General features: G+C 56.9%; 12 protein-coding genes and 3 pseudogenes. 2 read left to right on the forward strand and 13 right to left on the reverse strand.

Annotated elements, in window-relative coordinates; genetic code table 11:
• The first annotated feature begins 23 nt into the window (after positions 1–23).
• Positions 24–2,586 (forward strand): annotated as a pseudogene (mutS, locus tag GTU79_RS22610) (DNA mismatch repair protein MutS).
• A gap of 74 nt (positions 2,587–2,660) precedes the next feature.
• Here the strand turns inward: mutS and GTU79_RS22615 are convergent.
• Positions 2,661–3,174: pseudogene (locus GTU79_RS22615) on the reverse strand (helix-turn-helix transcriptional regulator); the annotation flags it as partial.
• Between the two features lie 52 nt (positions 3,175–3,226).
• Here GTU79_RS22615 and GTU79_RS22620 point away from each other — a divergent pair.
• Positions 3,227–4,362 (forward strand): IS3 family transposase gene (locus tag GTU79_RS22620; RefSeq protein WP_203523815.1). Its coding sequence is split into 2 segments (ribosomal slippage): positions 3,227–3,479 and positions 3,479–4,362, totalling 1,137 coding nucleotides; the frame shifts between segments, so codons are not numbered across the junction.
• On the opposite strand, the gene GTU79_RS22625 is transcribed toward GTU79_RS22620, so the two are convergent.
• The 12 genes and pseudogenes from GTU79_RS22625 to cysN form a co-directional block, all read right to left on the reverse strand.
• Positions 4,354–4,647, reverse strand: a complete 294-nt coding sequence (locus GTU79_RS22625; RefSeq protein WP_214513394.1) for a hypothetical protein — start codon at positions 4,645–4,647, stop codon at positions 4,354–4,356. The two genes, GTU79_RS22620 and GTU79_RS22625, sit on opposite strands and share 9 nt — an antisense overlap.
• Positions 4,648–4,919: 272 nt before the next feature.
• Positions 4,920–5,909 (reverse strand): RNA polymerase sigma factor RpoS, encoded by a 990-nt coding sequence (gene rpoS / locus GTU79_RS22630; protein ID WP_132926162.1) that lies wholly within the window; start codon positions 5,907–5,909, stop codon positions 4,920–4,922.
• Positions 5,910–5,962: 53 nt separating this feature from the next.
• Positions 5,963–7,135, reverse strand: a complete 1,173-nt coding sequence (gene nlpD / locus GTU79_RS22635) for a murein hydrolase activator NlpD (protein ID WP_203523817.1) — start codon at positions 7,133–7,135, stop codon at positions 5,963–5,965.
• 296 nt (positions 7,136–7,431) lie between these two features.
• Positions 7,432–8,057 (reverse strand): annotated as a pseudogene (locus GTU79_RS22640) (protein-L-isoaspartate(D-aspartate) O-methyltransferase).
• The gene (gene surE / locus GTU79_RS22645) at positions 8,051–8,812 is read right to left on the reverse strand and encodes a 5'/3'-nucleotidase SurE (protein WP_132926156.1); all 762 of its coding nucleotides are present in this window, start codon (positions 8,810–8,812) and stop codon (positions 8,051–8,053) included. Before surE ends, GTU79_RS22640 begins: the two are co-directional and overlap by 7 nt.
• A 191-nt stretch (positions 8,813–9,003) precedes the next feature.
• A complete protein-coding gene (gene truD, locus GTU79_RS22650; RefSeq protein ID WP_203524049.1) occupies positions 9,004–10,041 on the reverse strand; it encodes a tRNA pseudouridine(13) synthase TruD in 1,038 nt (345 codons plus the stop codon).
• Entirely contained in the window at positions 10,041–10,517 is a 477-nt protein-coding gene (gene ispF, locus GTU79_RS22655) for a 2-C-methyl-D-erythritol 2,4-cyclodiphosphate synthase (RefSeq protein WP_132926155.1), read from the reverse strand. Before ispF ends, truD begins: the two co-directional genes overlap by 1 nt.
• Positions 10,518–10,545: 28 nt before the next feature.
• A complete protein-coding gene (gene ispD, locus GTU79_RS22660; protein WP_203523818.1) occupies positions 10,546–11,271 on the reverse strand; it encodes a 2-C-methyl-D-erythritol 4-phosphate cytidylyltransferase in 726 nt (241 codons plus the stop codon).
• Positions 11,271–11,588 carry a cell division protein FtsB gene (gene ftsB, locus GTU79_RS22665; protein ID WP_214514183.1) on the reverse strand — a complete coding sequence of 106 codons (318 nt, stop codon included), beginning with the start codon at positions 11,586–11,588 and terminating at the stop codon, positions 11,271–11,273. The genes ispD and ftsB overlap by 1 nt, the downstream gene beginning before the upstream one ends.
• Before the next feature lie 157 nt (positions 11,589–11,745).
• Positions 11,746–12,099 (reverse strand): DUF3561 family protein, encoded by a 354-nt coding sequence (locus GTU79_RS22670; RefSeq protein WP_132926150.1) that lies wholly within the window; start codon positions 12,097–12,099, stop codon positions 11,746–11,748.
• 64 nt (positions 12,100–12,163) lie between these two features.
• A complete protein-coding gene (gene cysC / locus GTU79_RS22675; RefSeq protein ID WP_132926148.1) occupies positions 12,164–12,772 on the reverse strand; it encodes an adenylyl-sulfate kinase in 609 nt (202 codons plus the stop codon).
• Between the two features lie 2 nt (positions 12,773–12,774).
• Positions 12,775–14,202: a sulfate adenylyltransferase subunit CysN gene (gene cysN, locus GTU79_RS22680; RefSeq protein ID WP_203523819.1), complete on the reverse strand. Its 1,428-nt coding sequence runs from the start codon at positions 14,200–14,202 to the stop codon at positions 12,775–12,777.
• Positions 14,203–14,210 lie beyond the last annotated feature (8 nt).

The raw sequence follows: 14,210 nt of genomic DNA on the forward strand, positions 1-14,210 counted from the left end.
AGAGAAATGGATATCATAACTCCATGAGTACCACAGAAGATTTAGACAGCCATACACCCATGATGCAGCAGTACCTGCGCCTGAAGGCGCAGCATCCGGATATCCTGTTGTTCTATCGGATGGGGATTTCTACGAGATGTTTTTGACGACGCCAAACGGGCGTCGCAGCTGATGGATATTTCCCTGACCCGGCGGGGACAATCCGCCGGCGAGCCGATTCCCATGGCCGGCGTACCTTATCATGCGGTGGAGACCTATCTGGCCAAGCTGGTTCAGCTCGGCGAATCGGTGGCCATCTGCGAGCAAATCGGCGATCCTGCCCTTACCAAAGGCCCGGTGGAGCGCCGGGTGGTGCGGATCGTGACGCCGGGCACCTTGAGCGATGAAGCCCTGCTGAGCGAGCGCCAGGACAACCTGCTGGCGGCGGTATGGCATGACCAGCAAAGCTACGGTTATGCCACCCTGGATATCAGCTCCGGGCGTTTTCTGGTTTGCGAGCCGGCGGATAGCGAGGCCATGGCCGCCGAGCTGCAGCGCACCAACCCGGCGGAGCTGCTTTATCCGGAGACCTTTTCGGAAATGGGTTTGATTGAGCATCGGCGGGGATTGCGCCGGCGGCCGATTTGGGAATTCGAGCTGGAAACCGCCCGCCAGCAGCTCAATCTGCAGTTCGGCACCCGTGATTTGAACGGTTTCGGCATCGAGCGCGCCGTGCGGGCCCTGCGGGCAGCCGGCTGCCTGCTGCAGTACGCTAAGGATACCCAGCGTACCAGTCTGCCGCATATCCGCGCCGTCACCCTGGAGCGCCAGCAGGACGGTATCGTGATGGATGCCGCTACCCGCCGCAATCTGGAGTTGACCCAGAATCTCGGCGGCGGAACCGATAATACGCTGGCGGATATTCTGGATCATACCGTGACGCCTATGGGCAGCCGCATGCTGAAACGCTGGCTGCATATGCCCACCAGGGATATCGCCGTGTTGACCCATCGCCAGCAAACCATACAGGCCCTGCAGGAGTGTTATGCCGAGCTGCAGCCCCTGCTGCGGCAGGTGGGGGATTTGGAACGGGTGCTGGCGCGCCTGGCGCTCCGCTCCGCCCGTCCCCGCGATCTGGGACGCATGCGCCATGCTTTTCAGCAACTGCCGGAAATCCATGCCGTGCTCGCCGGGTATGACAACGAACATATCCGGCTGCTGCTAGGGCAAACCGGGCTGTTTACCGACCTGAAAGAACTGCTGGAACGGGCGGTGGTGGAAACTCCGCCGATACTGGTGCGGGACGGCGGCGTCATCGCGCCGGGCTATAATGCGGAACTGGATGAGTGGCGGGCGCTGGCGGACGGCGCCACGGATTATCTGGACCGGCTTGAGCTGCGGGAGCGGGAACGTACCGGCCTGGACACGCTGAAGGTGGGCTTCAACGCCGTGCACGGTTATTATATTCAGCTCAGCCGAGGCCAGAGCCGCCAGGCGCCGATCCATTATGTCCGCCGGCAAACGCTCAAAAACGCCGAGCGGTATATTATTCCGGAGCTGAAAGAGTACGAAGACAAGGTGCTGACGTCCAAAGGCAAAGCCCTGGCGCTGGAAAAGGCGCTTTACGATCAGCTGTTCGATATGCTGTTGCCCCATTTGGCGGCATTGCAGCAAAGCGCGGCGGCGCTGTCGGAGCTGGACGTGCTGAGCAATCTGGCGGAACGGGCGGAAGCCCTGGATTATGTCTGCCCGACCCTCACCAGCGTGCCCGGCGTCAAAATCACCGCCGGCCGCCATCCGGTGGTGGAGCAGGTGCTAAGCGAACCCTTTATCGCCAATCCGCTGGCGCTGTCGGCCCAGCGGCGAATGCTGATTATTACCGGTCCGAACATGGGCGGTAAAAGCACCTATATGCGGCAGAACGCGCTGATTGTGCTGATGGCCTATATCGGCAGCTTTGTGCCGGCCGCACAGGCGGTCATCGGTCCGGTGGATCGCATCTTCACCCGGGTGGGAGCGGCGGACGATTTAGCCTCGGGCCGTTCCACCTTTATGGTGGAGATGACCGAAACGGCGAATATTTTACATAACGCGACGCCGCAAAGCCTGGTGCTGATGGATGAAATCGGCCGGGGCACCTCTACCTATGACGGGCTCTCCCTGGCCTGGGCCTGCGCCGAGAGCCTCGCCGGCCGCATCAAGGCCATGACCCTGTTCGCCACCCATTATTTTGAGCTCACCCAGCTACCGGAAAAAATGGAAGGGGTGGTGAATGTGCATCTGGACGCGCTGGAACAGGGAGAGACCATTGCGTTTATGCATACCGTACAGGACGGCGCCGCCAGCAAGAGCTACGGCCTGTCGGTGGCGGCATTGGCGGGGGTGCCGCGGGAAGTGATTAAACGCGCCCGGCAAAAGCTGAAGGAGCTGGAAAACCTGTCTGTCCACGCCGCCACCGGTACAGTGGATGGTTCACAGCTCTCGTTGCTGCAGCCGGAGCCGGAAGAGATATCGCCGGTAGTGACGGCATTGACCGAACTGGATCCCGACGCGCTGTCTCCGCGCCAGGCCCTGGAGTGGCTCTACCGGCTGAAGGGAATGCTGTAATCATATTGCTGTGTTTTTGGCGGTGGCATGACTCCCGCCACCGCTTCCCGACGTCACAGGTTCAGCCTTAACATTCAAAAGCCCGCTCGGGGCGGGCTAAAATTAAACCTTCTGTTCTTTACCAAAAAATCCACACCCTGCCTGAGGATTTTTGGGGACATAGCTGCTTAACCCGGAATTTTGGCAGTATTCAATGAGTCCTTGTGAGGAATTGACGCCGATTTTACTATAGATCACACCCAATCTGTTCTCGACGGTTCTGGCTGAAAGACACAATCTGCCGGCAATCTCTTTAGATGTAAGTTTTTGAGTTGCATAAAAAATTACATCGAGTTCCTTTTCAGTAAAAATATTGTCTGGAGGAGTCAATGTGATAATGGATGGCTTTAGATTATTGAAAAAATCGCACACAGAAAGAAAGTTAAATTTTTTACCATAAAAAATACTGCCGATAACCTCTCCATCGGGATTGTATATAGGAAATTTTGGACAGTACCACGGCTCTAGTATGGAATCGCGACCAAAATAGGATGTCGTGATGATTTCCGCACCCTCTTTAGTGGACTCGGCCTTTCTATCATTGGACTGCCCCTAGGATCGTGGACACTTCTGGCCTATATTTTGAGCATAGGAGGATCCCATGGGAACACAGCGTTTCACCCCTGAGTTTAAAGAAGAAGCCGTCCGCCAAATTGTTGAACGCGGCTACTCTGTTACCGACGTTTCCGCCCGCCTGGGCGTATCCCCCCACAGCCTGTATAAATGGGTTAAAGCCATCAAGCCGGATAAAACCGAACAGCATGCCTCCGATTTACTGGAAGCCAAAAGCGAGATCCTCAAGCTGCGGGCGCAGTTACGTCGCACTGAAGAAGAGCGCGATATCTTAAAAAAAGCCGCGCGGTACTTTGCAAAGGACCCCGATTAAAGTATCGCTTCATCAACGATCATCGACATGAGTATCGCGTAAAAACGATGTGCCGGGTATTGGGTGTGGCACGGGCAGGATTTTACGAGTGGCTGCACCGGCCGCTCTCAGCCCGGGCGATAGACAACCAGCGTTTGCTCGGCCTCATCCGTGATTCTTATGCAGTCAGCGGTGGGGTCTATGGCGCCCGACGGGTATTTGGCGACATGCGTGAAATTGGCGAAACCTGCGGCCGGCATCGCGTGGCCCGGTTGATGAGCGCCAATAAAATCAAAGCGGTGCGTGGTTATAAAGCGCCGCGGCACATCGCTGGCAGACCCTCGGTGGTCGCGCCGAACCGACTGGAGAGGGCTTTTACCGTGACGGCACCTAACCAATTTTGGGTGACGGATATCACCTATATTCGCACCTGCCAGGGCTGGCTTTATCTGGCTGTGGTTCTGGATCTGTTTGCGCGCAATGTGGTGGGCTGGTCGATGAAACCCAGCCTGTCGCGCGAACTGGCGCTGGATGCGCTGCTGATGGCGCTCTGGCGGCGTAAACCCGCCGGGCGCGTCCTGGTGCATTCGGATCAGGGCAGTCAATACGGCAGCGACGACTGGCGGCGCTTCTGCCTAGCCAATAATCTGGAGCCCAGCATGAGCCGGCGTGGAAATTGCTGGGATAATGCTGTGGCGGAGTCGTTTTTTAGCAGCCTGAAAAAGGAGCGGATACGCAAGCGACTCTACAAGACTCGCGATTTGGCCCGCGCCGATATCTTCGATTATATTGAAGTATTCTACAACCGCACCCGCCGGCACAGCCATCTGGGCGGCGTCAGTCCCGAGGCCTTTGAACGGGCCTCATCGTGAGGACAGAATATGTCCACGGTTTTGGGGGCAGTCCACATGCGCCTTATATTCAGGGGCCTGTTCGGACCATTTGGTTGGAAATTCCTCATCAAGCCGACCCCCAAAGTCAAACCCAGCCGGGATATTAAAAAAATCCATGCACGATTCATTGATGTAAACAAAACGAGAATCATTAGTTTTTATTGCCCAGGGGATTGTCGAATGTTCCATCATCGAGATGATGGGAATTTTACTCAATGAATCAATCGTTAAACATCCATTCCCCGGTGTGTTTTGCTGCTCCATATAGGCCTCCTGCAGATTGTTAAACGACTCAAAGAAATTACTTTTCCATTGGGTAGAGCTAACAATACTCACATTGATGGCATTCAACAGAGTAGGACCTGCTCAAACTTTAGCGTCGTGTAAACAACGTATAAAAATTGTGCAGGAGACGGGAGGAGTCACGCTGACCAAACATGCCACCGTTGAAGGTTCCATGTGCGGCGGCACAATAAAAAACGGTGGGATTTACATCCCACCGTTTTTATGTGGCGCGCCGGGCAAATTCACGGATATTATTCGCGAAACAGCGCCTCGAGGTTCAACCCCTGCCCTTGCAGGATCTCACGCAGTCGACGCAGCCCTTCAACCTGGATTTGACGAACGCGCTCGCGGGTCAAACCGATTTCACGACCGACATCTTCAAGCGTAGCGGCTTCATAGCCTAACAAACCGAAACGTCTGGCCAGCACTTCGCGCTGTTTGGCATTCAGTTCGAATAACCATTTCACGATGCTTTGTTTCATGTCATCGTCTTGAGTGGTATCTTCCGGCCCGCTGTCTTTCTCGTCAGACAAGATATCCAGCAGCGCTTTTTCGGAATCCCCACCCAGCGGGGTATCAACTGATGTTATCCGCTCGTTAAGCCGCAGCATGCGACTGACATCATCAACGGGTTTATCAAGCTGCTCGGCGATTTCTTCCGCGCTTGGCTCGTGATCCAGTTTATGTGACAGTTCCCTGGCGGTACGCAGATAAACGTTCAGTTCTTTTACGATATGGATTGGTAAACGAATGGTACGGGTTTGATTCATGATCGCCCGTTCAATAGTCTGCCGAATCCACCAGGTTGCGTAAGTAGAAAAACGGAATCCCCTTTCAGGATCGAATTTCTCTACCGCACGAATCAGGCCGAGGTTGCCTTCCTCAATCAAATCCAGTAAGGCAAGTCCGCGATTACCGTAACGACGGGCAATCTTCACCACCAGCCGCAGGTTACTTTCAATCATCCGACGCCGTGAGGCAACATCACCCCGAAGTGCACGTCTGGCAAAATAAACTTCTTCCTCAGCGGTAAGCAGCGGCGAATATCCGATCTCACCCAAATAAAGCTGAGTAGCATCCAGCACTCGCTGGCTTGCTGCCTGAGAAAGCAGCTCTTCTTCCGCTAAATCATTATCAGCGGGCTCATCTACCAGCGCCTTCTCGTCAAATGTTTCAGCACCATTCTCATCGAATTCAGCATCTTCATGTAACTCGTTAAGCTTCAACGTGTTTTGGCTCATAAGTGGCTCCTACCCGTGATCCCAGGACAGAATACCGAAATATTCCGACCAATTTATCGCTGCGGAAGATAACGCAGCGGGTTTACGGATTTCCCCTTGTAACGAATTTCAAAATGCAATCTTACTGAGCTGGTTCCTGTACTACCCATGGTAGCGATAGACTGTCCCGCCTTCACTTCCTGTTGTTCCCGGACCAGCATCGTATCATTATGGGCGTAAGCACTCAGATAGTCATCATTATGTTTGATGATTATCAGATTACCATACCCTCGCAGCGCGTTGCCGGCATAAACAACCCGGCCATCTGCCGTAGCCTTCACAGGCTGTCCGCGTGAACCGGAAATATCGATGCCCTTGTTTCCGCCTTCTGCCGCGGAGAAGCTGTCGATAATTTTCCCGTCCGTCGGCCAGCGCCAGCCGGCTATCGCAGTGCTGCCAGACGAAACAGCGCCTGACGTCGTGCTTGGGGCGGTAACTGGCGCGGTTGTCGTGACGGTGGTGGTCACAACAGCACCAGATGTGGGTAACATTTTGCTGCCGTTTGAAGGCAACATTTTCCCTACATTCTGTTTACCTGAATCGTCAGAATACGCATTGTTTGCTTGGGAATCAATACCCGTGCTCACCATTTTCGTATTTGACGGCGGGTTTGGTACGACATTGGCGCCTGCGCTGACCGGCTGATTGTGGTTGCCTGCCAGCATGCCGCCGCCACCCGTTACGGCTCCGCTACCGGTTTGAGGTGATGTCGTTCCGTTACTTACTACAGCTGTGCTACCGGTAAGGGGTGCCGTTCCGTTACTTACCTGTAATGTTTGACCAACATTTAATCCATAAGGTTCCGGAATATTATTTCTTTTTGCCAAATCGCGGTAATCGTTACCGGTGATCCAGGCGATATAGAACAGCGTATCGCCCCGCTTTACCTGGTATGTGGAGCCGCCGGCATAGGAACCTTTGGGAATGGTATTGTAACTGCGGTTATAAACATAATTCCCTTGCTGGGGGGTGTTGATTCCACTGACGGGTGCGGCCCGATTTTGCTGAACCGGCATCGGCATCGACATTTGCGACGGGGGTGGCGGAGTCGTCATTTCGCCGTTATTATCGCCGCCCACGCTGCTGATGGGTGCTGAAGATTCATTACTGGCGCAACCGGCCAACCCGATACTGCCCGCCATTGCACAAACCGCAACGCGGCGCCAATAGCATTTTGGGCTTCCCATGCTCATCTCTCCCCTATGGCAGCAACGCCAATTATCATTCCAAACATGCTAGACACTAACGTTATACATCCAATTACCTCTCATGACCCCATGAATGAGAGTATTTTCAGCGCTTTCCGAAAACAAACATTCTGTTGTCAATGCTAGCAATATAAGGCGGAGGGTGCCATACACCAGTTGTATAGAAGTTTAAAAAAAGGCGATAGTGACAAAGGGGGGGACAGGTCCGCTCCGTTAGCATCGGGGAAGGTCAAGGTCTGATACATGAAATTCGCTAATCTATCGCCAGGGCGGCGTTACGCCAGTTCCCCTTTAATCAGCGGCACGAAACGAACCGCTTCCACGGTTTCCACCAGATATTCGCCGCCCTGGCGGCGAACGGTGGTCAGGTCCTGGGTATCTTCCCCACCGGCAACACCATAATGCCGCCCTCATCCAACTGCGCCATCAGGGCGGAAGGTATTTCCGGCGGCGCGGCGGTAACGATAATGGCGTCGAAGGGTCCGCGGGATGGCCAGCCCAGCCATCCGTCGCCGTGACGGGTGGAGACATTATGCAGATCCAGCTGTTTCAGGCGGCGCTTGGCCTGCCATTGCAGCTTTTTTATCCGCTCCACCGAGCAGACATGCTGCACCAGGTGGGCCAGAATCGCGGTCTGATAGCCTGAGCCGGTGCCGATTTCCAAGACCCTGGAGGTGGGCTGCAGGCGCAGCAGCTCGGTCATGCGGGCGACGATATAAGGCTGGGAGATGGTCTGGCCGGAGCCTATGGGCAAGGCCGTATTATCGTAAGCCTTGTGCTCGAAGGCTTCATCGATAAAGCGTTCCCGGGGGACAGTTTCTATCGCCTGCAGCAGCCGCTCATCCTGGATGCCTTGCTGCCTGAGTTGAGCTATCAGTGTCTGCGTGCGCCGGTTTACCATTTCCCGCTGACCTCCGCTTTAGCCAGCCATGACGTGAGTACCGATTGGGCGGAATAGGCGGTCAAATCCACCTGCAGCGGCGTGATGGAGACAAAGCCTTGCTCAATGGCGGCGAAATCGGTATCGGGCCCGTTATCAAAGGTTTCCCCCGGCGGCCCGATCCAGAACATTTCGTGCCCGCGTGGGTCCCGCTGCGCGATGGCCTGATTGGCGGGATGTCGGCTGCCGCAGCGGGTCACCTTGATGCCCTTCAGTGAAGACAACGGCAGATCCGGTACGTTGACGTTAAGGATTTTACCGGTGCGCAGCGGCTCCTGCGCCAACGCCCGGATCAGGCGGCAGGCCACCATGGCGGCGGTATCGTAATGTCGTTCGCCGTTGAGGGAGATAGCCAGCGCCGGGAACCCCAGATGCCGTCCCTCCATAGCCGCGGCAACGGTACCGGAATAGATGACGTCGTCCCCCAGATTCGCGCCGGCATTGATACCCGATACCACGATCTCCGGCACCGGCCGCATCAGGACGTTCACGCCGAGGTAAACACAATCCGTAGGCGTGCCGGACTGTACCGCGATATCGCCGTTGGCGTGCTTAACCGTTCTTAACGGCATATCCAGCGTCAACGAGTTGGACGACCCGCTCCGGTTGCGATCGGGCGCGACAATCTGCACGTCGGCAAATTCACGCAGGGCAACCGCCAGCGTTTGAATGCCGGGGGCATGGACTCCATCATCATTACTTAGCAATATGCGCATATCATGATTGGCTTTATTAATTATTAATAGTGAATAACGCGCCGTCCACCCATAGGACGCAAAAACCAGCCTGTTCCTCGAGGTTATCAATGAACGGCAGCAGGCTGGGAATAAAAGCAATAATGGCATGAAACGCCACGGTGGTGAAGCCTGGAGTTCAGGCCGTTACGTAAAATTCGCCGTTGCCGGGATCACCAGGCGCCCTCAAGCGGCGCGTCCAGCAATTCACGCACCACACTGGTGGCGAAACTTCCCGCGGGCAGCGCAAACGACAGCTGCAAGGTGGCGTCGTCATGCCAGCGCCACTGCATGTCCGCCGGATGGAGCAGCATGGCGCGGCGGGCCGGCTCTACCCGCTCGCGGACAAGCAACGCCAGCAGGTCGGGCTGGCGCTCCAGACAGGCTTGCTCAAACAGCAAGGCTTCACGCACCGTGCCCGGCTCGCCGTTTCCCGGCAAGGGCGCGGTGATGTTCAGCTCGCCTTGCCGCACGCGCCCATCCAGGGAGGGCAGTTCGTCGTCAGTGGCGACAAACCAGCTGCCCCGGCCTGCCAGCTGCAGCGCGTCGCCGCTCATAAGATGCCAGCGCCCCAAGCGGGACAGCCGTTCGCTCACCACGGCGTTGAACAGGGCGCTGCGGGCGGCGGAGAGATAAAAACTGCGTTTGGCGCGATCTTTGACGTGAATTTCCCCACGGGCCCAATGCAGCGCCTGGGCGATATTGTTGCCCTGATGGCCGAAACGCTGGCTGCCGAAGTAATTCGGCACGCCGTCCCTGCGGATAGCCGTTAACCGTTGCTCAACCGCCGGGAGATTGCTGACGTCGCGCAGCACCAGGGTGAAGCAGTTGCCCTTCAGGGTGCCGATGCGCAGTTTTCGGCGATGGCGGTGGGTTTGCAGGACAGTGCATCCCGCCAGATGGAAGGCGTTGAAATCCGGCGTTTCCTTGCCGGGCAAGTGCAGGCAGAACCATTGTTCGGTCACCGCATGGCGATCTTTCAAGCCGGCATAACTCACCGCCCGGTCGGGCAGGCCGGCGAATTTCGCCAGAGCCTGCGCCACGAAAGGGGTATTGCAATCCTGTTTGCGCACGCGCACCAGAACGTGTTCCCCTTCACCGTCCGGCTCGAAGCCCAGGTCTTCCTGCACCAGGAAATCCTCCGGGCGGGCCTTGATAAGGCCGCTAGCCGCCGGTTCGCCATGCAGGCGGTACAATATCTGGAAATCCATCATAGGGTTTTATGCAGCAAGACCACCGCCTCGCAGGCAATGCCCTCGCCCCGGCCGGTAAACCCCAATTGTTCGGTGGTGGTGGCCTTTACGCTGACCTCGTCCATATGACAGCCGAGATCTTCGGCGATATTGATGCGCATCTGCGGAATATGCGGCGCCATTTTCGGCGCCTGGACGATAAGGGTAATATCGATGTTGCCCAGACGGTAGCCTTTGGCCCGGATGCGTTGCCAGGCCTCCCGCAGCAGCACCCGACTGTCGGCGCCTTTAAACGCCGGATCGGTATCCGGAAACAGCTTGCCGATATCCCCCAGCGCCGCGGCGCCGAGCAGGGCATCAGTGGCGGCATGCAGCGCCACATCGCCATCGGAATGCGCCAACAGGCCCTGGCTGTAGGGTATGCGGACGCCGCCGATAACCAGCGGGCCGGGCCCGCCGAATTTATGCACATCAAAACCATGACCGATTCGCATTAACGGTTCTCCTTTTTATGCGGGCGCGTTAAAAATGCGCATTTTGCAAAGAGGGGGATAACAATCGGGAAAAATAGAATGCCGCCAACGCCAGATCTTCCGGGCGGGTAATTTTGATATTGTCCGAACGGCCGGGCACCAGCAGCGGCTGGTAACCGCAATGCTCCAGCGCCGACGCTTCATCGGTGATCACGGCGCCGTCGTTCAGCGCACGGGAAAGGCAGGACTTGAGCAGCGGCAGCGGGAATAATTGCGGCGTCAGTGCGTGCCAGAGATCCCGGCGCTCCACGGTATGATCGATGGTGGCGCCGCCGGGACCGGCGCGTTTCATGGTGTCCCTTACCGGCGTCGCCAGAATGCCGCCGACGACGGAGGACGCGGTAATCGCCAGCAAACGCGCCAGATCGTCCTGGTGCAGACAGGGGCGGGCGGCGTCGTGTACCAGCACCCAGTCAGCGCCATGGGCCTGGTCCAGGGCGGCCATCACCGAATCGGCCCGCTCCTTGCCGCCGATGACCCGGCTCACCCGCGGATTATCCGCCAGGGGCAGACGGGCGAAGCGCCGATCGTCCGCGCTCACCGCCACGATCACCTGGCGGATGCAAGGCTGGCGCAGCAGCGCCTCAACGGCATGCTCCAGCAAGGTTTTATCAGCGATGGTGAGATACTGCTTCGGACAGTCATTCTGCATGCGGCTGCCGATACCGGCGGCCGGCAAGATGGCGATAACATCGGGGAAAACTTCAGAGGCCATTATTGATTATCTTGTGAAATCGGGGCGGCCGGCTGGCGTTTGGATTGATCCGGCACCAGGCGATAAAAACTTTCCCCCGGCTTTATCATGCCGAGTTCATTGCGCGATCGTTCTTCAATGGCCTCTTGGCCATCGTTGAGATCGTCGATTTCAGCAAACAGCTGATCATTGCGCGCTTTAAGCTTGGCATTACTGCCCTGCTGGACCGAAACGTCGTCCTGAACCCGGACTAAATCATGAACACCGTTCTTTCCAAGCCACAAGGAATATTGCAGCCAGCCAAGCAGTACCAGTAATAGCAGCGTCACTTTCCCCATCCCCCCCCCTAATAGACTGCGCAATAATCCCATACCTGTTGACCGGACTCCCCCCCAGCCGATAAAATGACGTGCAAAACCGGCAAAAAGACGTTTTTCCGCCCTGATTGATGATGGCTATTTACCATTTGTTACCGGAACTCACCCAAAACGGCCATTACCAGCCGGTGAGCAAGGAGAAAACCAGCCAGAAAAGGCTGAATACCGACAGGCCGCTTAGCAGTATCATCAGCAAGACCCGTGCCGCCAGCAGGGTGCCGATAATAATACCGATCAGGACCGATAGGGGCAGCAACGCCAGGAAGAACGGCCACGTGTAGAGCAGGAAAAACAGGGCGTTGGCGCCATAAACCATAATCGGCACGGCGAAGGCCACCCAATAAAAGAGAAAACCCGCCATGGCGCCCCAGAAACCATAGGCCGGCTCCTCGGTTCCGCGTTCACCGCCACGGGCGCTGATAGGCTTCACCGTGACGGGTATGACGTGCTTGGACTGGGTAACATTCAGCATACATCTTAATCCCTGGGCTCTAAATACACCGGCATGCTCCGAGACGCAGAGCCGACAAGATATCTCAGGGTTTGATAATAACGCGGCCGCGCAGCAGGTCTAATAAATGGTCGGTCAAATATGTTACCAATTGTTGGCCGTCCAGATGAATTTCAGGCTGTTCCGGCGCTTCATAAACCGAGTCGATACCGGTGAAATCAGGCAGCTTGCCGGCGCGGGCTTTTTTATACAGCCCCTTCGGATCCCGTGCTTCGCACACCGCCAGCGGCGTATCCACGAACACTTCGATGAAACGTCCCGCCGGCAGCATATCGCGCACCATGCGCCGCTCGGCGCGATGGGGCGAAATAAACGCCGTCAGCACCACCAGACCCGCATCCACCATCAAGCGGGCGACTTCCCCCACCCGGCGGATATTTTCCCGCCGGTCGGCGTCGTTAAAACCCAGATCCCGGCATAAACCGTGGCGGACATTGTCACCATCCAATAAATAAGTACTTACACCCGTCCGGTGCAATGCCTGCTCGAGAGCGCCGGCGAGGGTGGATTTACCAGATCCCGACAGGCCGGTGAACCAGATGACCACGCCCTGGTGCCGGTGCAGTTTCTCGCGATCTTCCCGCGCCACGGGATGATCGTGCCAGACGATATTCTCTTCCGCCGGGTCCGCCATGGCTATTTTCCCCCCATTAAATCACGGGCTCCCCAGTGGGGAAAATGTCGGCGGACCAAAGCGTTCAGTTCCAGTTCAAACTCGCTGTAAGGGGCCGGCTCCCGGTAAACGTCCGCCAGCGGTTCGCGGACCATGCCGGCGCCGACGGTGACATTGCTCAGCCTGTCGATAAAAATCATGCCGCCGGTTACGGCGTTATGCGGATATTTGTCCAATACCATCGGCTCGTCGAAGGCCAGTTCCACCAAACCGATGCCGTTAAGGGGCAGGCTGTCCGCCACCCGCTGCGTCAGGCTGTTGATCTCCACCTGGTACTGGATGTTCTCCACCCGGGCCCGGGTCTTTTTACCGGCGATTTTAATATCGAAACTTTGCCCCGCCACCAGCGGCTGCTCGGTCATCCATACCACGTCCACGCTGGCGTTACGCACCGGCTGCAGTGTCTCTTTGGCATCCACGATGATATCGCCGCGGCTGATGTCCACCTCATCCGCCAGAACCAGGGTCACCGCCTCGCCCCACCAGGCCTCGGTCAAATCGCCGTCAAAGGTGACAATGCGGGCAATGGTGGAAGCGACGCCGGAGGGCAGTACTTTGATTGCCTGGCCGACCCGCAATACGCCTGAAGCGACGGTGCCGGCATAGCCGCGGAAATCCAGGTTGGGGCGGTTGACATACTGCACCGGAAAACGCATCGGCTGCTGTTCGTCCAGATGAATCACTTCCACCGTTTCCAGGACATCCAGCAGCGTCGGGCCTTTATACCAGGGCATGGTGCGGCTCGGCTGTGCCACGTTATCGCCGTCCAGGGCTGAAATGGGCACAAAGGTAATGCTCAAGTCCACCGGCAGCTCTTCGGCGAACAGCAGATAATCCTGTTTGAACCGTTCGAAAACCGCCTGATCGTAGTTCACCAGATCCATCTTGTTTACCGCCACCACCAGATGGCGGATCCCCAGCAGCGTGCTGATAAAGCTGTGCCGCCGGGTTTGATCCAAGACACCCTTGCGCGCATCAATCAGCAGGACCGCCAAATCGCAGGTGGAGGCGCCGGTGGCCATATTGCGGGTATATTGTTCATGTCCCGGGGTGTCGGCAATGATGAATTTGCGTTTTTCGGTGGAGAAGTACCGGTACGCCACATCAATGGTAATACCCTGCTCGCGCTCGGCCTGCAGGCCGTCCACCAGCAGGGCCAGATCCAGCTTTTCCCCCTGGGTGCCCAGGCGTTTGCTGTCGGAGTGCAGGGTGGAAAGCTGGTCTTCATAAATTTGCCGGGTGTCATGCAACAGGCGGCCGATGAGGGTGCTTTTGCCGTCGTCCACGCTGCCGCAGGTGAGAAAACGCAGCAGGGTCTTATGCTGCTGTGCGTGAAGGTAGGCCTCCACACCGCCCTGCTCGGCGATTTGTTTAGCGATTACATCATTCATGGCGATGG

Source organism: Sodalis ligni, assembly GCF_016865525.2.
In the GTDB taxonomy this organism is placed as follows: domain Bacteria; phylum Pseudomonadota; class Gammaproteobacteria; order Enterobacterales; family Enterobacteriaceae; genus Acerihabitans; species Acerihabitans ligni.

Excerpts from the sequence above, each read along its gene's own strand:
- GTU79_RS22625 (WP_214513394.1), bottom strand. The coding sequence starts at position 4,647 with ATGGAGCAGCAAAACACACCGGGGAATGGATGTTTAACGATTGATTCA.
- ispD (WP_203523818.1), bottom strand. The coding sequence starts at position 11,271 with ATGGCCTCTGAAGTTTTCCCCGATGTTATCGCCATCTTGCCGGCCGCC.
- truD (WP_203524049.1), bottom strand. The coding sequence starts at position 10,041 with ATGGATTTCCAGATATTGTACCGCCTGCATGGCGAACCGGCGGCTAGC.
- ftsB (WP_214514183.1), bottom strand. The coding sequence starts at position 11,588 with ATGGGGAAAGTGACGCTGCTATTACTGGTACTGCTTGGCTGGCTGCAA.
- GTU79_RS22670 (WP_132926150.1), bottom strand. The coding sequence starts at position 12,099 with ATGCTGAATGTTACCCAGTCCAAGCACGTCATACCCGTCACGGTGAAG.
- nlpD (WP_203523817.1), bottom strand. The coding sequence starts at position 7,135 with ATGGGAAGCCCAAAATGCTATTGGCGCCGCGTTGCGGTTTGTGCAATG.
- cysN (WP_203523819.1), bottom strand. The coding sequence starts at position 14,202 with ATGAATGATGTAATCGCTAAACAAATCGCCGAGCAGGGCGGTGTGGAG.
- rpoS (WP_132926162.1), bottom strand. The coding sequence starts at position 5,909 with ATGAGCCAAAACACGTTGAAGCTTAACGAGTTACATGAAGATGCTGAA.
- cysC (WP_132926148.1), bottom strand. The coding sequence starts at position 12,772 with ATGGCGGACCCGGCGGAAGAGAATATCGTCTGGCACGATCATCCCGTG.
- surE (WP_132926156.1), bottom strand. The coding sequence starts at position 8,812 with ATGCGCATATTGCTAAGTAATGATGATGGAGTCCATGCCCCCGGCATT.
- ispF (WP_132926155.1), bottom strand. The coding sequence starts at position 10,517 with ATGCGAATCGGTCATGGTTTTGATGTGCATAAATTCGGCGGGCCCGGC.